Source organism: Arthrobacter sp. JB02-1C, from assembly GCF_057748045.1.
Genome location: NZ_CM173235.1, coordinates 390,720 through 414,806, shown reverse-complemented (window position 1 = coordinate 414,806; position 24,087 = coordinate 390,720). Strand labels below are relative to the sequence as shown.

Here is a 24,087-nt window from a genome sequence, read left to right as displayed (position 1 = left end):
TGGAAGGTTCTCTCCCCATGCCTGATTCCTCCGGACGCAAGTTCGCGCTGCTGCCCATGCTCGGCCACACCAAGGGCAAGCGCAGTCCCGTGACCTGCGCGCTCAAGTGTGACAACGCCTGCTCGGGCGAGGTCTGCAACAGCAGCTCCAACGGCTACTTCCGCGACATCGCCTCCGCCACGATGTCCCGACGCTCCGCCCTGGGCTTCGGTGCCGCCGGCGCACTCGCCGTCGTCTTCGGCAACGCGGTCGTTTCCGCCGAACCGGCCGCCGCCGGGGGACCCGGCCTGGCCGCCGCGGCCAAGGAAGGATTCGGCAAGTCCAAGCTGAAATTCACGGCGATCGCCCCGGTCGACGCCGCGGTGGACGCGTTCACCGTCCCCGAAGGCTTCGCGTGGCAGCCGATCATCCGCTGGGGCGACCCGCTCTTCAGCGACTCGCCGGACTTCGACGCCGAGCACCAGAGCGCCGCCGCGCAGGCCCGCCAGTTCGGCTACAACAACGACTACACCGACATCCTGCCGATCGACGGATCCAAGGACCGCCGGGCCGTGCTCTTTACCAACCACGAATACACCAATGAAAACATCATGGTTCCGGCCGGTTTCGACGCCGCCGAGACGCGGGGCATCGGCCGCGCCGCCCACGGCCTGACCGTGGTGGAACTGGAGCGCAAAAACAAGAACAAGCCGTGGAGCTACGTCAAGGGCGCCCCGCTGAACCGCCGGTACCTCACCGACACCACGTACGAACTGACCGGACCGGCGGCAGGCTCCGCCCTGGTCAGCACCGTTGGCGATCCCTCCGGCCGGGCCATCAAGGGCACGCTGGGCAACTGCGCCGGCGGGACCACCCCCTGGGGCACCATCCTCTCCGGCGAGGAAAACTTCAACGGCTACTTCGTGGCGGCCGGAACCTCAGCGGAGGACAAGCGCTACGGGCTGACCAGCAAGCCCACCGCCCGGCAGTGGGAGCTCGACGACCCGCGTTTCGACACGCGCAACCCCGGGTACACCAATGAAAGCAACCGCTTCGGCTGGATTGTCGAGGTCGATCCGTTCGACCCGACCTCGACGCCGCGGAAGCACTCCGCGATGGGCCGCTTCAAGCATGAAGGCGCCAACGTGATCGTTGCCAAGTCCGGCCACGTCGTGGCGTACATGGGCGACGACGAGCGCTTCGACTACCTGTACAAGTTCGTCTCCAAGGGCAAGTACGTCGAGGGGGACCGCAAGAACAACATGAATCTCCTGGCTGAGGGCGACCTCTTCGTGGCGAAGTTCACCGGCGATTCCCCGGCCGCCGAGATCGACGGATCCGGCAAGCTTCCCGCCGACGGCGCCTTCGACGGGTCCGGCGAATGGCTGCCGCTCGTCGTCGGCGGCAAGTCGATGGTGCCAGGCATGTCGGTCGAAGAGGTGCTGGTCTACACCCGCCTGGCCGCCGACAAGGTCGGTCCCACCAAGATGGACCGCTGCGAAGACGTCCAGCCGAGCCTGCACACGGGCAAGGTGTACGTGGTCTGCACCAACAACTCGGACCGTGGCAAGGCCGGCAAGGAAGGCGCCACCGAGGTCAACCCGCGCACCCTGAACCGCGACGGACACATTGTCGAAATCACCGAAACGGGCGACCAGACGTCCACGAAGTTCAACTGGACCCTGCTCATGGTGTGCGGTGATCCGGCCAAGAACAGCTCCACCTACTTCGCCGGTTTCCCGAAGGACAAGGTCTCGCCCATCTCCTGCCCGGACAACGTGGCGTTCGACTCGGTCGGCAACCTGTGGATCTCCACCGACGGAGCCCCGTCCTCGATCGGCTACGCCGACGGCCTGTTCAAGGTCACCCTGGACGGCGCCGAGCGCGGCCGGGTGGAACAGTTCCTCGCCGTCCCGCGCGAGGCGGAGACCTGCGGCCCGATCATCCACGACGAGGAACGGACCGTTTTCGTCGCAGTGCAGCACCCGGGCGAGGATGGGTCGTTTGAGGCGCAGCACTCCGCCTTCCCGGACTACGTTGCCGCCGGCGCTGATGTCAAGGCGGGTCAGGCCCGCCTGCCCCGCCCGTCGGTGGTGCAGGTCTTCCGCGCCGGCGACTAACCGCCGCCTGACGCTCCCGCACGTTCGACGGGTTGCCGGCCGGACGTGCGGCAGCGTTGGCGGATTATTGGCCGAACGTGCGGGAGGGTCTGCGGTTGGGCGGCAGGATCTGAGGGAACGTCCGGGGGAACGGGCGGAACTGATAATTTGAACAGTGTGAATAATCCGGCCGAATTGGTAGTTCCCCGCGTTCAGGCAGCTATTGCCCAGGCCTTTGGCGAGCAGTTCCGCCAGACCGACCCCGTGGTTCGGCCCTCGCAGTTCGCCGACATCCAGATCAACGCCGCGATGGCGCTGGCCAAAAAGGTCGGCCTGCCGCCGCGCGAGGCGGCCGCCCGGATCGTGGCTGCCCTCGACCTCGACGGCGTCTGCAGCCTTGTGGAGATTTCCGGCCCGGGCTTCATCAACCTCACCTACGACGGGACCTGGATCGAGGAGTTGCTGAACGCCCGGGTGCCTGCCGGTGCGGGCGCCCGGCCGGCCCGGCAGCGCGTCGTCGTCGATTACTCCTCGCCGAACGTCGCGAAGGAGATGCACGTCGGACACCTGCGCACCACGGTCGTGGGCGACAGTATCGTGCGGGTGCTCGAAAACCTTGGCCACACGGTCATCCGGCAAAACCACATCGGCGACTGGGGAACCCCGTTCGGCATGCTGATCGAGCACTGGCTCGAAGTGGGGGAGGACTCGCCCGAGGCCGCCCTGCTGGTCGAAGACCCGAGCGCCTTCTACCAGGCGGCGCGGGCCAAGTTCGACGCCTCCGCCACAGGCCCGGACGGGTTCGCCACCCGCGCCCGGCGGCGGGTGGTTTCCCTCCAGGGCGGGGACCCGGACACCTTCGCCGTCTGGCAGCGGCTCGTTGCACAGTCCAAGCGCTACTTCAACGCCATCTACGCGATGCTCGGCATCAGCCTCACCGACGACCACATCGCGGGCGAAAGCTCCTACGACGCGCATCTGGCACAGCTGTGCCAGGAACTCGAGGAGCGCGGCATCGCCCGGATCAGCGAAGGCGCGCTCTGCACCTTCCCGGAAGGCTTCACCGGGCGCGAGGGCGACCCCCTGCCGCTGATCATCCGCAAGTCCGACGGCGGCTACGGCTACGGCACCACCGACCTGGCCACCATCCGGTACAGGGTCCGCGAACTGGCGGCCGACCGCGTGCTGTACGTCGTGGGTGCGCCGCAGAACCTCCACCTGCGGATGGTGATGGCCACCGCCCGGGAGGCATGCTGGCTGCCGGACACCGTGGACGCGGCGCACGTCCAAATCGGCAACGTGCTCGGCGCGGACGGCAAGATCCTCAAGTCCCGGGCCGGCAACCCGGTCAAGCTGATGGCGCTGTTGGAGGAAGCCGTTGACCGGGCGCGCGCCGTGATCGACGCCAGCCGGCCGGAACTCAGCGACGCCGAGCGTGCAGTCACGGCCCGGCAGGTCGGCATCGGGGCCGTCAAGTACGCGGACCTCTCCACCGGCCACGACACCGAATATGTTTTTGACTTCGACCGGATGCTCGCGCTGAGCGGAAACACCGGACCCTATGTGCAGTACGCGGCAGCCCGGATCCGTTCCATCCTGCGCAAGGCCGGAACCCTGGGCCGGCAGCACGAGGGGGGCACCGCCGCCGCGAAGGCGGCCATCGCCGTCGTCGAGCCGACCGAGCGGGCGCTGGCGCTGCACCTGCTCGAGTACGACGCAATGCTGGAGCGGGTCGGCGAACTGCTCGAACCGCACCGGCTGTGCGGCTACCTGTTCGAACTGGCCCAGCTGTTCACCGCCTTTTACGACCAGTGCCCGGTGCTGAAGGCGGAGGAGCCGGTCCGGGAATCCCGGCTGGCGTTGTGCGGCCTGGTCCTGCGGCGGCTCTCCGGCGGCCTGGACCTGCTGGGCATCGAGACGCCGGAGAACATGTGAGCCCGGACCAGCCACCGGCCCTGCCGGCCCGGCGCGACGGGCTCGGCGCGGTTGAGGCCGCCCGGGTGGCCGTCGCAGCCCTGGTGGGCGGCGGCGTGCGGTACGTCGTGGTCGCACCGGGTTCGCGTTCGGCACCGATGGCTTACGCCCTGGCCGAGGCCGACGCCGGCGGCCGGGTCGAGCTCCTGGTCCGGATCGATGAGCGCGACGCCGGCTTCACGGCGCTGGGCCTGGCGCTCGCCACCGGAGCGCCCGCCGCTGTGCTGACCACCTCCGGAACCGCCGTCGGCAACCTCCTCCCGGCGGTGATGGAGGCCAACCACGCCGCCGTGCCGTTGGTGGTCCTCGCCGCCGACCGCCCGGCGGAGCTGCGGGGCACCGGAGCCAACCAGACCACCGTCCAGCCCGACCTGTTCGGCGAGCATGTCAGGTTCGCCGCGGACGTCCCGGCCGGCGACAATCCGCTGCGGGCCGTGGAGACCGCCCTGAGCGCCGCGACCGGCGCCTTCACGGACATCCCGCCCGGCCCCGTGCAGTTGAACCTCGCCTTCCGCGACCCGCTCGTCCCGGCAGCCGGCGACAGCCTGGGCGGCGCGGCGGGGCGCCGGGTGTACCACGCCCCCCGGCACCCGCTGGTGCTCGACTTCCCGGCGGCGCCGTCCTCGCTGCCGCTGCGGCGCACCGTGGTCCTCGCGGGCCACGACGCCGGCCCGGTTGCCGAGGCGTTCGCCCGCGCCCACGGGCTGCCCCTCCTGGCCGAACCATCCTCCAATGCCCGGTTCGGCCCGAATGCCGTGGGCCCGTACCGGCTGCTACTCGACCACTTCGGCCCGGACTCCAGCCAACCGATCGAACGGGTCGTGCTGTTCGGCCGCCCCACCCTGTCCCGTCCGGTGTCCGCCCTGCTCGCCCGCGCCGACGTGCCGTCCGCCCTCTACCAGCCGGTTCCGGTGGCCTGGTACGAGCCCGGCCGGCGAACCGAGCTGCCGCTGGCCAGCCTGGCGGACCTGGCCGATTTCGCCGGCCGCGGCCCGGCGTCCTGGCTCGACGCCTGGCTGCTGGCCGGCGCCGCCGCCCAGCACGCCCTGGACCGGGTGCTCGCCGGATCCCCGGACGGCGGCGGACCAACCCCTGCCACCGGCCCCGCCGTCGGCGCCCTGGTCTGGGAGCACGCCCGCGGCCAATTGGTCCTGGGGTCCTCGAACGGGATCCGCGACGTCGACCTGGCGGGCGTCCCGGCCCAGGAGCCGCACGCCACGGTGTTCGCCAACCGCGGGCTGGCCGGCATCGACGGTACCGTCGCTACGGCGACCGGGATCGCCGTCGGAGGCCGCCAGGAAACCACGGTGCTGCTGGGCGACGTGACTTTCCTGCACGACGTCGGGGGCCTGCTGCTGGGCGCAGGCGAGACGGCGCCGCCGCTGCGGATCGTGGTCCTGAACGACGCCGGCGGGGCTATCTTCGGGCTCTTGGAGCACGGTGCCGTCGAGCGGTCCGGGCAGTATGGATCCGCCGTCGAACGCCTGTTCGGCACCCCGCACGCGGTGGACCTTTCCGCGCTCGCCACCGCCTACGGCGTGGACCACCGCGCGGTCAGCACGACGGCGGAGCTCGCCGCGGCGCTGTCCGAGCCGGTCGCGGGCCGCAGCATCATCGAGGTCCGGACAGACCGGCGCGGCCTGCGCGAGCTGCACGGCCGCATCCGCGCCGCCGTGTCCGCCGCCGTGACCGGAGTCGCCGGGGGATAACCGGCGCCTCGCCTTCGGCCTGACGAGGCGCCCCGGGCCTGGCGACGCGCGAAATACCTTGCGCGGCCCGAATACCCGCCGCGTCAGCTCTTTTGCGCAGCGCGAAACCGGAAGCGCGTCGGGTTGTCCACATGCCGATGCTGCGGGATGGTGCGGCCGCCGCAGGACTGGGACCGTCGATCCATGAATGAACTGCCCAGGCTGATCCTCACCCGCGAGCACATCCAGCGGGGCATGGCTCCCAAGGAGTTGGCTAGCCGCTGCCGGGCGGGTGCATTGGTCCGGGTGCGCCAGGGCGTTTACGTCGATGGCAGTGCTTGGCGGGCGTTGAGTCCCTGGGACCAATACCGGGTCCGGGTCAGTGCGGCCGCGGAGACATTTGTTGCGCCGACGATCTTTGCCCGGCATTCGGCCGCTTCCGTGTGGAGGATTCCGATTATTGGACTCCGGCACCCCGTTCACGCCTTAACCCTGTAGAACGACGGCGGCCGATCCCGGGCGGGCGTGCTGCGGCACTATGCGCCGTCGGCCGGGTTGGAGTACGTCGAGCGGGACGGGCTGTTGGTGACCGGAAGGGTGCGGACAGTGCTGGACATTGCCGCCTTTACACCGTTCGCCGTGGCAGTGGTGCCGCTTGACCACGTCCTTGGGCCCGACGTCGAGCAGCGCCTGCCGGCCCTGACGAAAGAGCAGCTTTTGGCCGGAATCAAAGGAAATTTCACCGCGGCGGCACAACGGCGGATCCTGACGGCGTTGGATTTTGCGGATCCGAGATCCGGATCCGCTGGCGAATCCTATAGCCGGGCGCTCATGCGGTTAGCCGGATTCCAAGCGCCGGAACTCCAGTACGCCATTCGCGATGGTGCGGGACTCGTCGGCTACGCAGACTGTTACTGGGAATCCGTGCGGCTTGCCGGTGAGTTCGACGGCGTCGAGAAGTACGTCAAGCCTGAGTATCTGAAAGGGCGGACCCCGTCGCAGGCCGTTGTCGACGAAAAGGACAGGGAGAACCGGATCCGCGCACAGGGAAACGGCGTGGTCCGGTGGGTCTGGTCGGACCTGATGGAGTCGGCCCGCCTGGAACGAAAGCTGGCGGCGGCCGGGGTGCCCCGCCGTCGTGCGCGGTCTGCCCGCTGAATGTGATGCGCAAACCGTCCCACGACCCGCAAAAGCCCCGGCGCCACCGAATTCCGGTAGCGCCGGGGCTTTTGCGTGTCGCCCAGCGGGTTCCGCCGCGCTTACTCCGCGATGTCGATGTGCGTCGGGTCGAGCACGCGGCGGAGGAATTCTTTGGTGCGGGGCTGGGTGGGGGCGCCGACGACCTGCTCGGCCGCGCCTTCCTCCACCACGACGCCGCCGTCCATGAAGACCACCCGGTCGGCGACTTCGCGGGCGAAGCCCATCTCGTGGGTCACCACCAGCATGGTCATGCCTTCCTTGGCCAGGTTCCGCATGACGGCGAGCACGTCGCCCACGGTCTCCGGATCCAGGGCCGAGGTGGGCTCGTCGAACAGCATCAGTTCGGGATCCATGCTCAGCGCGCGGGCAATGGCCACGCGCTGCTGCTGGCCGCCGGAGAGCTGGTCCGGGAACCGGTCCGCGAGGTGGTCCAGGCCCACGCGTGCCAGGTTCTTGCGGGCCACGTCGGAGGCGTCGGCCTGGCTGCGCTTGAGCACCTTGGTCTGCGCGATCGTGCAGTTCTGCAGCGCGCTCAGGTGTGGGAAGAGGTTGAACTGCTGGAACACCATTCCGACCTTGCGGCGCATCTTGTCGATGTCCACATCCGGGTCGGTCGACTCGAAACCGCCGACGTGGATGGTGCCCACGTTGGGCTTCTCCAGCAGGTTGACGCAGCGCAGCAGGGTGGACTTGCCGGAGCCGGAGGGCCCGATCAGGCACACCACCTCGCCGGGAGCGACCTCGAGATCGATGCCCTTCAGGACCTCGTTGGCGCCGTACGACTTGCGGAGGTCCTTGATGGAGACCCCGGCGGCCTGGGTCTGCTTCGCGGCAGCCGATGACGTTGAGTCAGTCATGGTCCTAGCCCTTCGTCTTGGCGGTGCGGGATTCAAAGCGGCGGGCCAGAATTCCTAGCGGAACGGTGATGATCAGGTAGCAGGCGCCGGCGATCACCAGGGGGGTCAGGCCGGCGTTGGGCTGGGTGATGCCGTCGCGGCCGAACTTGGTGAGCTCGTACTGCGAGGCTGCCAGGCCCAGGAGGTAGACCAGGGAGGAGTCCTTGGTCAGCAGGATGACCTCGTTGGTCAGCGGCGGGAGGACGATCTTGAAAGCCTGCGGGATGACGATCGAGACCATGGCGCGCCAGTGGGGCATGCCCAGCGACCGGGCGGCCTCAAGCTGGCCCTTCGGCACAGCTTGCAGGCCGGCACGCAGGGTTTCGGCGATGTACGCCGCCGCGACCATGCCCAGGGCGAGCATCACGGTGACGTAGATGTCGAAGCGGACGCCGAACGCCGTCGGGATGCCGAAACCGAACGCAATGAAGACCAGCAGGGCCGGGACGCCGCGGAAGAACTCGATGTACAGCGTAGCGATCCAGCGCCACACGGCCACCGAGGAGAGCTTCATCAGCGCCAGCAGCAGGCCGCCGGAGAGGCCCACAACGAAGCTCAGGGCCGTGTAGATCAGGGTGTTCTTCAGCGCCAGGGTGATGATCTCCGGGAACTGCTTAACCGCGGAATCCCAGTTGAAGAACGCCTTGCCGATGGAGGCCCAGTCGGCGAAGAGGATGAAGAGGACGACGGCGAGTGCCAGCAGTCCGTACTGAACGGACCGGCTGACGCGGGCCCGTTGGCGAACAGTCATTGCCATGTGATTTGCCTTTTACATGTTGCGGGGCGGTTCCGGGCCAGCCGCCGGCCGGAGCCAACGACTGATCCGGAACCGCCCTGCTGTGGTCGGTCCGGCGGGTGGGTTACTTGGCGGCTTCGCCGAACCAGGTGGTCTTGAGCTTGGTCATGGTGCCGTCGTCGGCAAGGCGCTTGAGCGTCTTGTCGACGGAGTCGGTCATGGCCTTGTTGTCCTTCTTGATCGCGACGCCGAGCTTCTCGCCGGTCTTGTACGTTTCTGCGAAGACCAGGCTGTTGTCGCCCTTGGCCGCGAAGCCCAGCACGGACTGGTTGTTGATGGCCGCGTCGACGCCGCCGGTCTTGATCGCCTGGATCAGGAGGCCGGTGTTCTCGTACTGGATGGTCTCCAGGCCCTTGGACTTCGCGTATTCCTCGCCGGTGGTGCCCTGCTGGACGCCGACCTTCTTGCCCTTGAGGTCAGCCAGGGTCTTCAGTCCGGACGCCTTGGTTACGAGCAGCGAGAGGTCATCATCGAGGTACGGGGTGGAGAAGTCCATGACGGTCTTGCGCGCATCGGTGATGGAGATGCCGGAGATGGCGACGTCGCACTGGTTGGTGTTGAGCGCCTGGCCCGACTGGATGCCTTCGAAGGCCACGGTGAGGACATTCGGCTCGACCTTGAGGTCCTTGGCGATCTCGGAGGCCAGGTCCATGTCGAAGCCGACGTTCTTGCCGTCCTTGACGAATTCGAACGGCTCGTAGGGGATGTCAGAGCAGACCGTGAGCTTGCCGGATTCGATCAGCTTGACGCCGGAATCGGTGGTCGTCGAGCCGCCGGAAGTGCTGCAGCCGGTCAGGACAAGGGCGCCGACGGCGACGACGGCAGCCGCCTTGGCCGCGGAGCCGGCCAGGAAGGAACGGGAGATCAGCATTTCTTTACCTTTTGTTGCAGGGGCATGCGTGACTAAAACGGGTTTTAGTCTATCGCCGAATAAGAGATGTGCATCACAGAATACGAAGTTTCACTATTGGATAACTAATGGAATCAGCTTTCAAGCGTACTCGCAGGGCCGCCGTCTGCAATTACAGACCCGGTGCCCCGGCGCGCGGCTCAGCTCGCGATGCCCAGGGACTCCAGCATCGGCCTGAACTTCGCCCAGGTCTCGGCGAGTTCTGCCTCCGGAACGGACCCCTCCACGACGCCGCAGCCGGCATAGAGCCGGATCGAGTCCGGTCCCTCGATTACCGCCCCGCGCAGGGCGATGCCCCATTCGCCGTTGCCCGCGGCGTCGAGCCAGCCGACCGGGCCGGCGTAGGGCCCACGGTCGAGGTGCTCGAGCCGGCGGATCAGCTCCCCAGCCACGGCGGTCGGGGTGCCGCAGACCGCAGCAGTGGGATGCAGCGCGTTAATCAAGGCAAGGCAGGTAGGCACATGTCCTTCCACCTCGGTCAGTTCGGCCTTCACATCCGAGGCAAGATGCCAGACGTTCGGCAGTTCCAGGATGAACGGTTCGCTGTGCGCATTCATGGCCTCGGAGAAGGGTGCCAGCTGGGTGGTCAGTGACTGGATGGCGATGTCGTGTTCGTGCCGCTGCTTGTCGGAGCCGGCGAGCACACGTTCGGCGAATTCCAGCGGCGAGCCCGCCATGCCCTGCGCATCGCGACGGTCCAGGGTGCCGGCGAGCACCCGGGCCTGCGCGGTCCGGCCTTCCACCTGGATCAGCATCTCCGGGGTGGCGCCCACCAGGCCATCGACGCCGTAGGTCCAGCATTCGCGGTACCGGACCGCAAGCTGGCGAAGAACCTCCGCGGCGTTCACGCCGTCGGGCAGGGTAGCGACGATGTCCCGGGCCAGCACCAGCTTCTCCAATGCCCCGGTGCGGATTTCCGCCACGCCCTGGGCGACGGCGGCCATCCAGTCGGACTCGCTCAGCGAGCCGGTGCTCAGCTTGGCTTCCCGCCCCGCCGCTTCCTCCCGCCCCGCAGCTTCCGCCGGCTGCGCAGCTTCCGCCGGAAGGCCAGCGGCCTGGCCGGGGAGCCCCGCTGCCGCTGCGCGCGGGACGTCCAGCCAGCGGCGGAGGGCCGCGCGGGCGCCCGCCTCGGTGAGCTCGCCGTCGTCGAAGGTGAGCTGGGTCAGCCACGCGGTGCCGTCACGCAGCCCCACCACAATTTCGGGGACAATCAGCCGGGAGGCGTGGGCGGACACCTTGGAGAACGCGAACGAGCCGAAGGCCACCGGGCCGGTCCCGGGGCAGTTGACCGCGTCGCTGACCTCCGCTTCAAGGACCAGGTGCCGCCACCAGATGTCCGCTTCGAGGAAGCGCTCGGGGCCGGTGGCCGTGAAGCGTGCAACCTCCCCGAAGCCGACCAGCCCGGCCTCGCGGCGGGTCCAGCACAAAACGTCGTCACGGACCAGGAAGGACGGCAGGCCCCCGGGGAACGACTCTGCGTCGAGGGGGACCGTCAGTGTTCTGATAATGCTGCTGGAGGGGGCGCTCGTCATGATGAGACAACAGTACTCCGGACCCGCGCCGCGCCCCGGCCGCGCCCGCGGTTAGGGGGCGGGTCGAAGATTTGAGACAATGACGGGGTGAACCGAGCATCCTTGGATAAGCGTCCGGACGAAGTAGCCACGATGTTTGACGACGTGGCCCCGAAATACGACGTCGTCAACGACGTCCTGTCCATGGGGCAGACCCGCCGCTGGCGCCGGATTGTTGTCGATGCCATGGACGCGAAGCCCGGCCAGCGCGTGCTCGACCTGGCCGCGGGAACCGGCACCTCCAGCGAACCGTACGCCGACGCCGGGATCGACGTGATCGCCTGCGACTTTTCCCTTGGCATGCTCAAGGTCGGCAAGCGCCGCCGCCCGGACATCAACTTCGTGGCCGGCGACGCAACCCGGCTGCCGTTCGCCGATGACACCTTCGATGCGAGCACGATTTCCTTCGGCCTGCGCAACGTCAATGAGCCCAAGAAGGCCCTGGCGGAGATGCTCCGGGTCACCAAGCCGGGCGGCCGGCTGGTCATCGCGGAATTTTCCCAGCCTGTGGTGCCGCTCTGGCGCACCATGTACACCGAATACCTGATGCGCGCGCTGCCCGCCATCGCGGTCAAGGTCTCCTCCAACCCGGACGCTTACGTCTACCTCGCCGAATCGATCCGCGCCTGGCCGGACCAGGACCACCTCGCGGCCTGGCTGCAGGAAGCCGGCTGGGAAAACGTCTCGTACCGCAACCTCAGTGGCGGCATCGTCGCCGTCCACCGTGCCGGGAAACCGGCTGCGGGCCCCGTGACCGGCCCCGCCGCGGGCGCCGCGGCGCTGGCCAACCACACCGGTCCGGTGGCCAAACTGCGCCGCAACATCACCCGGCCGAGCGGTAGCTGACAGCTGCTGTGAAAGTACTGATCGTCGGGGCGGGGCCGGCCGGATCCACTGCCGCGTACTACCTCGCCCAGGCCGGCGTCGACGTGACGGTGCTGGAAAAGACCAGCTTCCCGCGCGAAAAGGTCTGCGGCGACGGGCTGACCCCGCGCGCCGTCCGGGAAATCCAGAAGCTCGGCCTGCTGCACCCGGAGACCGAGGGCTGGCGCCGGAATAAAGGCCTGCGCCTCATCGCCGGTGGCCGCACCGTCGAGCTGCCCTGGCCGGAGGTTTCCGACTTCCCGCAGTACGGCCTGATCCGGACCCGGCTGGGCTTCGATGAGGAGCTGGCCCGGCACGCCCAGGCCGCCGGCGCCGTCGTGCTCGAACGCCACAGCGTCACGGAGGCGCTCCGCTCCGACGACGGACGGGTTACCGGCGTCCGCGCCGCGCTGCTCGACAATGCCGGACGCAAGACCGGCGAAACCCGGGACTTCAGCGCCGACGTCGTGCTCGCCGCGGACGGGAACTCCACCCGGACCGCCGTGTCGCTCGGCATCCACAAGCGCGACGACCGTCCGCTCGGCGTGGCCGTGCGCACCTATTTCGCCAGTCCGCGCCACGACGACGACTGGATGGAAGGCTGGCTGGAGCTTCCCGGCCGCGACGGCAAGCTGCTGCCCGGCTACGGCTGGGTGTTCGGCGTCGGCGACGGTACCTCCAACGTGGGCCTGGGCATCCTGAACTCCTCCAAGGAATTCGGCAAACTGGACTACAAACAGGTGCTACGCGAGTGGACCGGCGCCATGCCCGCGGAGTGGGGCTTCACCCCGGCGAACCAGGTCGGCGAAATCCGCGGCGCGGCGCTGCCGATGGGCTTCAACCGCACCCCGCACTACGCGCCCGGGCTCTTGCTGCTGGGCGACGCCGGCGGCATGGTCTCGCCGTTCAACGGGGAGGGCATCTCCTACGCCATGGAGTCCGCCCGCTTCGCAGCCGAGTACATCATCGACGCCGCCGCGCGCTCGGCGTACTCCGGCGAAACGTACGACGCCGATGCACGCCTTGCCGGTTACGCGGACTTCGTCCGCGGCCAGTGGGGCTCACACTTCACCCTTGGCCGCGCCTTCGCGGCCCTGATCGGCAGGCCGGCCGTGATGAAACTGGCACTCCGGACCGGCATGCCCCTGCCGCTGCTGATGAAGTTTGTGGTCCGGCTGCTGGCCAATCTGACGGACCCTTCGGCCAAGGGCATCGAGGATCGGATGATCCGGGTCCTGGAAGCCCTCGTCCCGGCGACATCCAACACCGGGACCGTTCCGATCTCAAAACCGCGGACTCCGCAACAAAAAGTTAGGGTTAACCCGTGACCAACTCTGCAGACCACAGCTGGACGCACGCCGGACACGGCCTGCGGGGCGCCGAACCCGATCTCAACACCACCGCCATCGCAACCGGCCTCCAGCTGCCCGCCGGTTTCGCGGCGATCGCCGGGGACCCCGAACTGGGCCCGGCAATCACGACCAACCTGGCCCGGGTGGAGAAAAAGCTGCGCGAAGCGATCGCCAACTCGGATCCGCTGGCCGACGCCACCTCCCGCCATCTCGTGGAGGCGGGCGGCAAACGCATCCGCCCACTGCTGGCGCTGCTCTGTGCCCACCTGGGTGACGCCTCGCTGCCCGCGGTGGTGCAGGCCGCCGTCGTCGTCGAACTGACGCACCTCGCGACCCTGTACCACGACGATGTGATGGACTCCGCGCCGTTCCGCCGGGGCGCCCCCACCGCGCACGAGGTCTGGGGCAACTCGGTGGCCGTGCTGACCGGCGACCTGATCTTCGCCCGGGCCTCCATCCTGGTCTCCGAACTGGGATCCCGCGCCCTCGGCATCCAGGCCCGCACCTTCGAGCGGCTCTGCCTTGGCCAGCTGCATGAGACCGTGGGCCCCCGGCCGGACGAGGACCCGGTGGAGCACTACCTCTCCGTGATCGCGGACAAGACCGGTTCGCTGGTGGCGGCGTCCGGCCAGCTGGGTGCGATTTTTGCCGACGCCGATCCTTCCTACGAGGCGTTGCTGGTGGAGTACGGCGAGAAGGTCGGCGTTGCCTTCCAGCTCGCCGACGACGTCATCGATGTCACCGGAGTCAAGGTCAAGTCCGGAAAGTCGCCGGGCACCGACCTGCGCGAAGGCGTGCCGACGCTTCCCGTCCTGCTGTTGCGCAAGGCCGCGGCCGAGGGTGACCGGTCCGCCGTAGAGCTGCTTGCGTTGATTGACGGCGACCTGAGCTCGGACGAGGCGTTGGCGGCCGCGGTAGCCGGTTTGCGCGACCATGCGGTCACCGCCGAGTCCTGGACCGTGGCGCGTGCCTGGGCCGACGAAGCCATCGCGGCGCTGGCTCCGTTGCCGGAGGGTGTGGTCAAGGATTCGCTGAGCAGCTTTGCCCGCGCAGTGGTGGACCGCAGCAGCTAGGCGCCGGCTCACCCAGGCACCAACCGGAATGGCCCCGGTTCCTCACAACGTACGAGTCATCCGTTGTGTGGAACCGGGGCCATTTCTCCGTTCGCATCAGATCCACCGGAGGCATTTAGTGAACCCATGAACGAGCATATGACAGTTCTGTCATGTTGTCTAGGGAATTTGTAAATCCGGCTTTACGCAGTTTGGGGGAGGGTGGCCCGCCGGCAGGGCTAGTCGTCGTCCTCGTCGTTGAACGCCCATTCGAACATGTCGAAGACAAATTCGGAGAACGTGCCCTCCTCGCTTTTCCACTGGCCGCGGGCATTGTTGCGGCGGTAGACGATCGGATCCGGCACGCCGAGATCGCCGACGCGGAAGCCCCAGGTGAACTGCTCTTCCTCATCCTCAAGGAACATCAGGAAACCCTCGTCATCAACTTCGAGCTCCTCCGGATCCCAGAAGTAGTGGTAGGCCTCCATCAGGTCCTCGCAGCCGCCCACGGCCAGGTAGAACTCCCGCAGGACCAGGGGGATCTGGAACTGGTGCTCGGCGAGGGCCTCGTCCAGCTCGCCGTCGGACAGCCCGTCCTCTTCCTGCCATTCGTCTTCGAGATACTTCGGAACAAGTGCGCGGAACTTCTCGAGGAACATGTCAGTCATGCTTCACATCCTAGCTAATTCCGGGGTGCCCCTCCGGCCGTGTCGGAGCCCCGCCGGTGCCATCCGCGCACGGCGAGGGGGACCTGCCAGTGCCGCCGGTGGGCCGTGACACGGAAAGCGAAGACCGCGGCCGCCACAGCCACCGCCGTCAGCACGTTGAAAGAGCCGGTAACCGAGAGGAGTACCGTCAGCGCGGCGCCGGCGAACGCGGGCAGGGCATAGAGGTCGTGCGGGTCGAACAGCTGCGGTTCCTCATTGGCGGTGACGTCGCGGAGCAGGCCTCCGCCCACGGCAGTGGTGGCGCCCAGCAGCATGGCTGCCACCGGAGGCATCCCCTCGTTGAGGGCCTTCAGGCTCCCGGTGATGCAGAAGAGGGTGAGGCCCCCGGCATCGAAGAGGAAGAGCAGGGAGGTGTAGCGCTGCACGCCGGTGAACAGGAAGAAGACGAGGCCCGCGGCCAGCAGGGGCGGAGCGAGATAGGCGGGGTTGCTGAACGCCGCCGGTGGGCCGGCGTTGATGATGAGGTCCCGGATGACGCCGCCGCCCAGGCCCACGAGGGCGGCCAGCAGCACCGAACCGACAATGTCGAAATGTTTCCGCGCCGCGAGGAGCGAACCGGAGACGGCGAAGAAGAAGACGCCGGACAGGTCCAGCCATACCAGCACGGCATCGAAGGAGAAAGTCATGGGCCCCGGTCGTTCGGTCTGGCGGGCGGATAGGACGGTCTCAGATTACGCTAGCGGCTGCCGTGGCCGTGGCCCGCCCGTGATTCTGGTCATGGCGCCGGGCGGCCGCGCCGGTTTTGCGGCTTCGCCGGCCGCCGCCGGTTTGCGACCCGGGGCGCAGGTTGGCATCGTAGAAGGTAGCACCCAACTGGCTTGCAGTTGTTGTCGATCTGGGCCCGGCACGACAACGAGTCCGAGTCGGTTGGGACGGACCGAACCAAAGGAACTCCGCCGTGTCAACCAGCACTCCCGTAGGAAGCCCCGCGCGCCCGCTGCGCGTTGCCATTGTCGGATCCGGCCCCGCCGGTGTCTACGCCGCGGACATCCTGACCAAGAGCGAGGCCGTGAAAGCCGGGCTTGCGGTCAGCATCGACCTCTTCGACCGCTACCCCGCACCCTACGGGCTGATCCGCTACGGGGTGGCGCCGGACCACCCGCGGATCAAGGGGATCGTCAACGCGCTGCACAAAGTCCTGGACCGCGGCGACATCCGCTTCTTCGGCAACGTGGACTACGGAACGGACCTCACGCTCGAAGACCTTCGCGCGCACTACGACGCCGTCATCTTCGCCACCGGCGCCATCAAGGACGCGGACCTCAACATCCCGGGGATTGAGCTTGCGGGCTCCTTCGGCGGCGCGGACTTTGTTTCCTGGTACGACGGGCACCCCGATGTGCCCCGTGACTGGCCGCTGGATGCCAAGGAAATCGCGGTGATCGGCAACGGCAACGTGGCCCTGGACGTGGCCCGGATGCTGTCCAAGCACGCGGATGACCTCCTGGTCACCGAGATCCCGGACAATGTCTACCGCGCCCTGAAGGACTCACCGGTCACCGATGTCCACGTCTTTGGCCGCCGCGGTCCCGCGCAGGTCAAGTTCACCCCGCTGGAACTGCGCGAACTGTCGCACTCCAAAGACGTCGACATCATTCTCTACGCCGAGGACTTCGAATTCGACGAAGCCTCCGACGAGGCCATCCGCACGAACAACCAGACCAAAACCATGGTCGGCACCCTCACCAACTGGATCGCCGAGCAGCCCGAAGACCTCTCCAGGCTCACGGCCTCCCGCCGCCTGCACCTGCACTTCCTGCACAGCCCCGTTGAGGTCCTGGGCGCCGACGCCGGCGACGGCGGTCCCGGCCGGGTCGCGGGCATCCGGTTCGAGCGCACCGAGCTGGACGGTACCGGCAACGCAAAGGGCACCGGAGAGTTCGTGGACTACCCGGTCCAGGCCGTCTACCGCGCCATTGGCTACTTCGGCTCCGCACTGCCGGACGTCGATTTCGATCACGCCAGGGGCGTCGTACCGAACGACGGCGGCCGCGTCCTGGACGCCGCCGGCACCCACGTTCCCGGCCTCTACGCGACCGGCTGGATCAAGCGGGGCCCCGTCGGCCTGATCGGCCATACCAAGGGCGACGCGCTGGAGACCGTGACACACCTGCTGGAAGACCGCGACGCCCTGCCGCCGGCGCCGGCGCCCGCCCCGGAGCGCATCATCGAACTGCTGGAGCACCGCGGCGTGGACTTCACCAGCTGGGAAGGCTGGCTGGCCCTGGACGCCCATGAACGGCTCCTCGGCGAGCGGGCGAGCACCGGCAGCGTCCAGCGCGAGCGCGTCAAAGTGGTCCCGCGCGCCGACATGGTGCAAATCTCCCGCGGTGGCGTGGCCGCGGAGGTCTAAAACCTGCGCACGGCCGTCGACGTCGGAAATTGGCCGGCTAGTCAGTAGGCTTACCGTCATGGACACGAGGCGCCCGGGGGCCGGCGGATGAGGCTACGTCACAGCAATGCGTCCGGCCGCGGGTACCGCCGCGTCCGGGCGGGGACCGGGTTCAGCTACCGCGGACTTGACGGATCAACCCTGCCGCCCGGACCGGAGCGGGACCGGCTGGAGGGCATTGGCATCCCGCCGGCCTGGACGGATGTCTGGATAGCCCCGTATGAAAACGGGCATATTCAGGCCACCGGACTCGACGCCGTCGGGCGGCGCCAGTACATCTACCACCCCGGCTGGCGGGAGCGGAAAGACCGGTTGAAGTTCGACCGGTCGCTCCAGCTGGCCGAGACACTGCCGTCTGCCCGGCGGCGGGTGACCCTGGACCTCCGCTCGGAGGGGCTCGGCCCGGACCGGGTACTCGCGGCTGCTTTCAGGATGCTGGACTGCGGCTCGCTGCGCGTGGGCTCGGAGCGCTACACCAACGAGAACGGCAGCCACGGCCTGGCCACCCTGCTGTGCGCCCATGTCAAAGTCCGCAAGGACGAACTCCGGCTCAGTTTTCCGGCCAAGAGCGGCAAGACGTGGGAGTCCCGGATCGACGACGCCGACCTCGCCGCCGTCGTCCGCTCCCTCAAGCGCCGCGGCGGCCAGGCCCGCCTGCTGGCCTACCGGAACGGCCGCAGCTGGCACCCGGTCACCAGCGCCGAGATCAACGACTACGTGAAAGACCGCACCGGCGCCGACTTCACCGCCAAGGACTTCCGCACGCTGCGCGGGACCGTCGCGGCCGCTGTCAGCCTGGCCCGGAGCGGACCGCAGCCGAAGGTCGCTGCCCGGAAGCGGGCGATCAGCCGTGCCATGGTCGACGCCGCGGCGGTCCTGGGCAACACGCCGTCGATCGCCCGAAAAAGCTACGTCGACCCGCGGCTGCTGGACCATTTCGCGGCGGGGGAGACCATCGATCCCAAGCGGCTGGACTCTGCCGAGTCGGAGGTCCGGGCGCTGCTCTACCAGGAGGGCGAGGTCATCCGGCTGCGCTGACCGGGCACCCGGGCGGCCGCTGCGGCCGGACGGCGGTGCAGAGGCGGAACGTTTTACATCCGCCCGAACCGTGCGCGGATCAGGGCGAAGACGCCGTAGGCGATAAAGCCGGCGCCGATGGCCAGCAGCAGGTACGGGCCGAACGGATGGTGCTGCAACGCTTTGAGGCTGCCGTCCAGCCCGGTGGAGGAGTCTGGGTCATTCGTGGCGGCGGCCACGACGAACAACAATCCTGTCAGGATCAAGGCAAAGCCCTTGGCGACATGGCCGGCCACGCCCAGCCCGCTGACCAGGTGGCCGCGGTGGGTTCCTTCGAAGTGCCGCAGCTCCTCCTTGAACTTCTTGCCCAGGCCTTTCACCACGAAATAGATGCCGACGCCGGCGACGGTCAGGCCCAGGCCGATGAGCAGCGGGGCGCCCAGCGGGCGGTCCATCACGGTCCGGCTGAGGGCGGCGGTGGACTCGCCCGAGTCGGTGCGGACGCCGACGGCGAAGCTGCCGAAGGTGACGCCGACGCTGGCATAGGCGACGGCCAGGAAGCCCGAGGAGACGAACTTGCCGACCCGTTCGCCGCGCGGCAGGTGGCGGGCGCGCAGGGTCGCTTCGCTGAGCTGCCAGAGGGCGAGTCCTGCGCAACCGAGGCAGCCCGACCACATGGCGGCCGGACCCCACGGGTTGCGGGCGAGCTGCTCAACAGCGCCGGTCGGCTCGGCCTGGCCGGGCGCGCCCAGCGCCAGCGCGACGGCGATGGCACCGATCACGATGTGCAGCACGGCCATGACCGCGAACCCCCAGCGTGCAACGACGTCGAGTGCCTTGCTGTTTGATGCCGCTTCCGCTGCGTCGGCAGCCTCTTCGATTGTGGTCCCGTTCTGCGGCATCGCCCCTGGGCCCTCCTGATCCTTCTCGCGTTTCTCGCAGTGCCTCGCTCCAGTGCTTGCCGTTAGCCATTCATGGGGCCCTCCGGATGCACTCTGGCGGCATCTGCCCCCACAATCGTGACGGTGCAGCGGACCACCAGGCCGCCGGGGGCGCCGCCGATGTCGATGAGGGTCCCTCCTTGCTCCACTACAGCGAAATGTTCCGAGGCCGGTATGACCTCGAAGCCCCGCGCGGCAGCTTCCTGCCTCGCGTTTTCCAGGGCCGCCGCCTGCACCGACTCAAGGTACTGGTGGACGTGGGCCCTGGTCGGGTCGCCGAAGGCCCAGCCGAAAAGATGACCGGTTTCGTTCATGTCGATGACTTTACGCGCTCCACGCTCCGGGCCCGGGGCGGCTTCCGGGGATACGCCAGGGGGTAGCCGGTTATTGGTAAGTGTGCTTACTCTAGCTGGGTTACGCTTCTCCCGAAGCCGGATGACACACGAGAGGAAGCTCGCCATGGCAGGAAATCTTGTTGCCCGATCCATTCATGACCTCACCGCAGGTGCTTGGTTCGGCGGGTCCCTGATGGGGGCCATTGGACTGAACGGGGCGGCAGCTGAAGCCAAGGACGCTGCCGAGCGGACCAGGCTTTCCAGCCTGGGCTGGAAGAAGTGGGCGCCGTACCAGACGGCGGCCTTTGGTGCCCATATCCTCGCCGGCCTGGCCATCATCTGGGAAAACAAGGGCAGGATGGCCAAGCAGGAGGGTGTGACCCGGCTGAGCATCTATAAGACGGTCGTCACGCTCGCCGGAGCCGCTGTGACACTGTATGCCGGCCTGCAGGGCGGGAAGGTGGACAAGCTCGCGCACGAGGGCGGCAGCGGTGCGACCGAGCCGGCGCCCGCGGCGTCCGACGAACTCCGCGCGGCCCAGCAGCAGCTCAAGATCCTGCAGTGGGCGATACCGTTCTTCGCCGGCTGGGTCATCGTCCTCGGCGCCAAGCACGGCGAGATGCAGCGTCCGAAGAATGTCGCGAAGGGGCTGCGGCGCTAGCTCCCGGCCCGGTCAGCCGAATGGTTCCGATTCATCCCGGAACCATTCGGCGCAGGAGTCCAGGTTCCGGCCGACGCTGTCGACGGCGGCCTGACCGTCACGCGCCTCGATCGCCGCGACAAGCTCCTCATGGCCCTGGTGCGGCAGGCCGTTGAATCCGCCGCGGCGCTGCTGGCGGAGCAGGTCAGCGTGCAGCACGGCGCCGAAAGCCGTGTACAGCTCATGCAGCAGCGGGTTTCCGGACGCCTGTGCCACGAGGACATGGAAGTCCCAGTCGGCCCGGGCCCAGGCGGCAAAGTCGCCGGCCTGCCACCCGGCCCGGCGAGCGGCGAGCAGATCCTGCATGGCGACGATGTCCTCGGCGGTGGCGCGGCGGGCCGCGAGCCGTGCGGCCTGGGTGTCCAGACCCAGCCTGACTTCCAGGATGTGCTCCTGGCTATGGTCCAGATGCATCCGCTGGGCGGCCCCCGGTATCTCGCTGGTGGCCCGGACGTACGTCCCGTCGCCGCGCCGCACCTCCAGCATTCCGGTGTGCGCCAGAGCCTTAATGGCTTCGCGCAGCGTGCCGCGGGAGACGCCCAGGGCCGCCATCAGATCCGGTTCGGGCGGGATCCGCTGCTGCAGCGGCCATTCGCCGGAATGAATCAGCTCCCTGAGTTTGGCAGTGATCTCCGCCATCAGCGGGGTCCTGGACGAGCTGCTGAGGCTCATGGCCGTGCCGCATTCCGGCCGCGTGCCGCTTTCGGGCCCGGCAGCGGGGCCCGGACCGTCAGCAGGTGGCCGACGACGACCTGGACCGCGGCCACCGCCAGCAGCAGGGCCAGCGGCAGCGTCCAGCTGCCGGTAGCGCTGTGCAGCAGGCCTACGCCGAAGGGGCCGGCGGTAGCCAGCAGGTAGCCCACCGACTGGGCGAGCGTGGACAGCGCGGTGGTCTCGCTGCCGGTCCGCCCGCTGCGGCTGATCATCACCATGATGAGCGGGAAGATCCCGAGTCCGAATCCAAGGAATACGGCGGTCAGCGGCGCCAGCTCCGCCGGCAGCAGGAGCATCCCGACAATGCCCAGCACGGTAGCCAGGCTGGCCAGGTAGAAGGCCGGGCGCAACATCCCCGGCCGCGCCCCGAGCGCAATCAACGCCATGCCCGCCGGGACCGAGACCAGCTGCATGAGCCCGAACAACAGGCCGCCCTGGGACGGGCTGACGCCCTCGGTGGCCAGCATGTACGGAAACCAGCTCAGCACCGAATAGGCCAGGAGCGCCTGGACGGTGAAACCCAGGGTGATCATGAGGCCGGTGCGGGTCCGCAGCAGCGGCCACGGCGAGACGTGGGCGCCCTTGACCGCCGGGGCATTGCGGTGGGCATGCAGCGCAATTGGCAGGAAGCCCAGGCAGGCGGCAAAGGCGAGGACGCCAATCGAGCCCAGTCCTGCGGACGGAGAGCCGAGTTGCGCGGCCACCGGCACGATCAGGACCGAGATGGCGGTGGCTCCCGTGGTCATCGTCATCGTGTAGAGGCCCGTCATCAGGGAGGTGCGGTCCGGAAAATATTCGCGGATGAACGTGGGCATCGCCACGTTGCAGACAGCCAGCCCGGACATGCCGACCACGGTGCCGGCCACCAGCATGCCGGTGCTGGGCACGCCGCGCAGGAGGAGGCCGCCGGCGAGCATCAGGAGGGAGAGCAGGATGGCCTTTTCGACGCCGAGCCGCCGGCTCAGCCAGGAGGTTGCCGCCCCTGCCACGGCGAAGCACAGGGTGGGAACCGACGGGACTACGGCGGCGACAAACGCTCCGTAGCCAAGGACCGCCTGGAGGTCGTGAAAGAGGGCCGAAGCGCCGCTGATGCCCGCCCGAAGGTTCAAGCCGATCAGGACGATCGCGACTGTCCCGAACACGGCAACCGTGCGCGTCCGCACCCGTGGCGGAGCGGAGGAGGCGGCAGCGGCGGTTGCCGGCGTCGTTCGTGTCATTCCCAAAGGTTAGACGTCTGACGTTTGCCGCACGAATTTGTGTCGGCCTGCGTCCGCCGCGGCCGGGGGGGAGCTGCTCAGCCCGGATGCCGCGCGCCGAGCCGCTGGACCGCCAGGGCGAGCCACAGCTGGACCCGGTCCGCGGTCTGGGCAGGGTCGTAGCCGGTCAGCTCGGCAATCTGCCCCAGCCGGTAGCGGACCGTGTTCCGGTGCAGGGTCAATTCCTCGGCCACCGCGGCCACCGAGCCGTTGTTGGCCAGATAGCTCTCCAGCGTGCCCAGCAGTTCCGCGCCATGGGCGGCATCGAACTCGCGCAGCGGGTTCAGCGATTCGTTCGCCATGTCCGCCAGTGGCACGTCCTCGCTGGCGAGCAGCAGTGAGGTCAGGCTCAGCCGTTCCGGCTCGTTGACGGGAAGTCCGTGCCGGACCGCGTCCCGGGCCTCGAAGTAGCTCCAGCGCAGTCCGTTCGGCTTCGTATACGCTCCGCCGATGCCGATCGTGGCGTGGATTCCCGCTTCCGCGAGGTGGTCACTGAGGCTGCGGGCCAGGGCGCCGGCGCCGCTGCCGTCGTCGGGGACCACCGCCACCAAATCCCGTCCGACGGCGGCCGTCACCGCCGTGCGCAGCGGCTGCGGCAGTGAGGTGCTCGCCAGTTGCGCGGGGTGCGGCGCCGACTCTGCCAGCAGGACAACATTCTTGCGGGTGCTGTTGACGCCGACGCCGGCCAGGCGGCGGGTGGCCTCGCTGGGATCCAGGGTGCCCTGGATGACGTCCTCAAGTACCTGCCCGGCCAGGGCCCGCTGGGACTGGCGCTGCTTGACCATGTTGTTCAGTTCGACGCTGATCAGGTTTTGTGCGTAGCCCACGATGCCCGAATCCTCGAACGGATACCGCACCCACAGCGTGCACGCATCCCGGCGCCCGGTGGGGACCGGGTAGGACGCCCAGCCCTCCGCAGTGGGGGAGGGGCTGCCGGCGGCGCTGTTGTAAAGCTGCGCGGTGAACTGGGTCAGGACGATCTCGGTTCGCAGCATGGAACCCAGCTGCTTGAGGAGTTCGGCCAGGCCGCCGCCGGTCAGCAGGGCGCGGGCCAGGACCTGGTGTCCGGCAATCAGGCGCTCCAGCTTGGCGTAGTGGTCCGCGGACTGGGCGTCGGCGACGAGTTTGCCGATCGCAATAAACGGCGTTTCGTACGGCACGGCCACGACCGGCAGGCCCCAGCGGTTGGCTTCGGCGACCAGGGCCGGCGGCACCGCGTCGTGGGTCAGCCCCACGCCGAACCCAATGCCGACGGCGCCGGCGCGTTGGACCTGACGGACGAAACGCCGCTGCTCCGGAGCAGAGCGGAGCCGCATCCCGGTGGTCAGCACGAGTTCGCCGCCGTTGAGGAAACGCTGCGGATCCTCCTGCTCGGTCACCGCGACCCAGTGGATGTCCTGGTGCCAGGTGGTTTCCGCGAGGCCCGCCTTCGTCAGCCGCAGGGACGGGACCCCCAGCAGGGCCGCGAGTGAAATTGCCATGGAGTCAGGATAACCGCGCGCGCTAGTCAATCGCACCAAAGGAATCGGCCCTGGATGTGCAGCTGCCTATTCCCCCGTACGGGCGGCTGACATAGGCTCGGTTCAATCCAGATCCCCGCGTCCCAGCCTTTGCCGGGGGCCA

Annotated in this window: 21 protein-coding genes; 10 read left to right on the top strand and 11 right to left on the bottom strand. The window is 68.4% G+C overall.

The genetic code is table 11. The features are described 5' to 3' along the window. Positions 1–17: 17 nt before the first annotated feature. From AC3ANP_RS01970 to AC3ANP_RS01955, 4 genes are all read left to right on the top strand, one after another. Positions 18–2,099, top strand: coding sequence for a PhoX family protein (locus AC3ANP_RS01970; protein ID WP_488331687.1), 2,082 nt, complete (start codon positions 18–20; stop codon positions 2,097–2,099). 156 nt (positions 2,100–2,255) lie between these two features. Next, complete coding sequence (gene argS, locus AC3ANP_RS01965) at positions 2,256–4,013, top strand: arginine--tRNA ligase (RefSeq protein WP_488331686.1); 1,758 nt, start codon at positions 2,256–2,258, stop codon at positions 4,011–4,013. Beyond that, positions 4,010–5,761, top strand: coding sequence for a 2-succinyl-5-enolpyruvyl-6-hydroxy-3-cyclohexene-1-carboxylic-acid synthase (menD, locus tag AC3ANP_RS01960; RefSeq protein ID WP_488331685.1), 1,752 nt, complete (start codon positions 4,010–4,012; stop codon positions 5,759–5,761). The genes argS and menD overlap by 4 nt, the downstream gene beginning before the upstream one ends. Positions 5,762–6,265: 504 nt before the next feature. Continuing rightward, complete coding sequence (locus tag AC3ANP_RS01955; RefSeq protein WP_488331684.1) at positions 6,266–6,898, top strand: hypothetical protein; 633 nt, start codon at positions 6,266–6,268, stop codon at positions 6,896–6,898. Between the two features lie 101 nt (positions 6,899–6,999). On the opposite strand, the gene AC3ANP_RS01950 is transcribed toward AC3ANP_RS01955, so the two are convergent. From AC3ANP_RS01950 to AC3ANP_RS01935, 4 genes are all read right to left on the bottom strand, one after another. Continuing rightward, positions 7,000–7,797: an amino acid ABC transporter ATP-binding protein gene (locus AC3ANP_RS01950; protein WP_488331683.1), complete on the bottom strand. Its 798-nt coding sequence runs from the start codon at positions 7,795–7,797 to the stop codon at positions 7,000–7,002. A gap of 4 nt (positions 7,798–7,801) precedes the next feature. After that, positions 7,802–8,593, bottom strand: coding sequence for an amino acid ABC transporter permease (locus tag AC3ANP_RS01945; RefSeq protein ID WP_056737689.1), 792 nt, complete (start codon positions 8,591–8,593; stop codon positions 7,802–7,804). Between the two features lie 103 nt (positions 8,594–8,696). Further along, positions 8,697–9,503 carry an ABC transporter substrate-binding protein gene (locus AC3ANP_RS01940; RefSeq protein ID WP_488331682.1) on the bottom strand — a complete coding sequence of 269 codons (807 nt, stop codon included), beginning with the start codon at positions 9,501–9,503 and terminating at the stop codon, positions 8,697–8,699. A gap of 179 nt (positions 9,504–9,682) precedes the next feature. Beyond that, a complete protein-coding gene (locus AC3ANP_RS01935) occupies positions 9,683–11,074 on the bottom strand; it encodes an isochorismate synthase (RefSeq protein WP_488331681.1) in 1,392 nt (463 codons plus the stop codon). A gap of 87 nt (positions 11,075–11,161) precedes the next feature. Between AC3ANP_RS01935 and AC3ANP_RS01930 the strand changes: the two genes are divergently transcribed. The 3 genes from AC3ANP_RS01930 to AC3ANP_RS01920 are packed head-to-tail and all read left to right on the top strand — an operon-like array spanning position 11,162 to position 14,402. Next, positions 11,162–11,959 carry a demethylmenaquinone methyltransferase gene (locus tag AC3ANP_RS01930; protein WP_488331680.1) on the top strand — a complete coding sequence of 266 codons (798 nt, stop codon included), beginning with the start codon at positions 11,162–11,164 and terminating at the stop codon, positions 11,957–11,959. Between the two features lie 8 nt (positions 11,960–11,967). After that, on the top strand, positions 11,968–13,305 hold the full coding sequence (locus tag AC3ANP_RS01925; RefSeq protein ID WP_488331679.1) for a geranylgeranyl reductase family protein: 1,338 nt from the start codon (positions 11,968–11,970) through the stop codon (positions 13,303–13,305). Continuing rightward, positions 13,302–14,402: a polyprenyl synthetase family protein gene (locus tag AC3ANP_RS01920; protein WP_488331678.1), complete on the top strand. Its 1,101-nt coding sequence runs from the start codon at positions 13,302–13,304 to the stop codon at positions 14,400–14,402. The genes AC3ANP_RS01925 and AC3ANP_RS01920 overlap by 4 nt, the downstream gene beginning before the upstream one ends. Positions 14,403–14,620: 218 nt before the next feature. On the opposite strand, the gene AC3ANP_RS01915 is transcribed toward AC3ANP_RS01920, so the two are convergent. Both AC3ANP_RS01915 and AC3ANP_RS01910 read right to left on the bottom strand, forming a co-directional pair. Next, positions 14,621–15,049 carry a hypothetical protein gene (locus AC3ANP_RS01915; protein WP_488331677.1) on the bottom strand — a complete coding sequence of 143 codons (429 nt, stop codon included), beginning with the start codon at positions 15,047–15,049 and terminating at the stop codon, positions 14,621–14,623. A 14-nt stretch (positions 15,050–15,063) separates the two neighbouring features. Continuing rightward, complete coding sequence (locus tag AC3ANP_RS01910) at positions 15,064–15,735, bottom strand: trimeric intracellular cation channel family protein (protein ID WP_488331676.1); 672 nt, start codon at positions 15,733–15,735, stop codon at positions 15,064–15,066. 272 nt (positions 15,736–16,007) lie between these two features. On the opposite strand from AC3ANP_RS01910, the gene AC3ANP_RS01905 reads away from it, so the two are divergent. Together AC3ANP_RS01905 and AC3ANP_RS01900 are read left to right on the top strand one after the other, a co-directional pair. Beyond that, complete coding sequence (locus AC3ANP_RS01905) at positions 16,008–17,462, top strand: FAD-dependent oxidoreductase (protein WP_488331675.1); 1,455 nt, start codon at positions 16,008–16,010, stop codon at positions 17,460–17,462. 87 nt (positions 17,463–17,549) lie between these two features. After that, positions 17,550–18,539 carry a DNA topoisomerase IB gene (locus AC3ANP_RS01900; RefSeq protein WP_488331674.1) on the top strand — a complete coding sequence of 330 codons (990 nt, stop codon included), beginning with the start codon at positions 17,550–17,552 and terminating at the stop codon, positions 18,537–18,539. Positions 18,540–18,592: 53 nt separating this feature from the next. Here AC3ANP_RS01900 and AC3ANP_RS01895 read toward each other — a convergent pair whose 3' ends face one another. Together AC3ANP_RS01895 and AC3ANP_RS01890 are read right to left on the bottom strand one after the other, a co-directional pair. Beyond that, entirely contained in the window at positions 18,593–19,420 is an 828-nt protein-coding gene (locus AC3ANP_RS01895) for a DUF1206 domain-containing protein (protein WP_488331673.1), read from the bottom strand. 62 nt (positions 19,421–19,482) lie between these two features. After that, positions 19,483–19,773, bottom strand: a complete 291-nt coding sequence (locus tag AC3ANP_RS01890) for a hypothetical protein (RefSeq protein WP_488331672.1) — start codon at positions 19,771–19,773, stop codon at positions 19,483–19,485. A gap of 145 nt (positions 19,774–19,918) precedes the next feature. On the opposite strand from AC3ANP_RS01890, the gene AC3ANP_RS01885 reads away from it, so the two are divergent. Then, the gene (locus tag AC3ANP_RS01885) at positions 19,919–20,455 is read left to right on the top strand and encodes a hypothetical protein (RefSeq protein WP_488331671.1); all 537 of its coding nucleotides are present in this window, start codon (positions 19,919–19,921) and stop codon (positions 20,453–20,455) included. A 12-nt stretch (positions 20,456–20,467) separates the two neighbouring features. Here AC3ANP_RS01885 and AC3ANP_RS01880 read toward each other — a convergent pair whose 3' ends face one another. The 3 genes from AC3ANP_RS01880 to AC3ANP_RS01870 form a co-directional block, all read right to left on the bottom strand. After that, a complete protein-coding gene (locus AC3ANP_RS01880; RefSeq protein ID WP_488331670.1) occupies positions 20,468–21,166 on the bottom strand; it encodes a FadR/GntR family transcriptional regulator in 699 nt (232 codons plus the stop codon). Further along, entirely contained in the window at positions 21,163–22,425 is a 1,263-nt protein-coding gene (locus tag AC3ANP_RS01875) for an MFS transporter (RefSeq protein WP_488331669.1), read from the bottom strand. The genes AC3ANP_RS01880 and AC3ANP_RS01875 overlap by 4 nt, the downstream gene beginning before the upstream one ends. A 77-nt stretch (positions 22,426–22,502) precedes the next feature. After that, the gene (locus AC3ANP_RS01870; RefSeq protein WP_488331668.1) at positions 22,503–23,945 is read right to left on the bottom strand and encodes a PucR family transcriptional regulator; all 1,443 of its coding nucleotides are present in this window, start codon (positions 23,943–23,945) and stop codon (positions 22,503–22,505) included. Positions 23,946–24,087 lie beyond the last annotated feature (142 nt).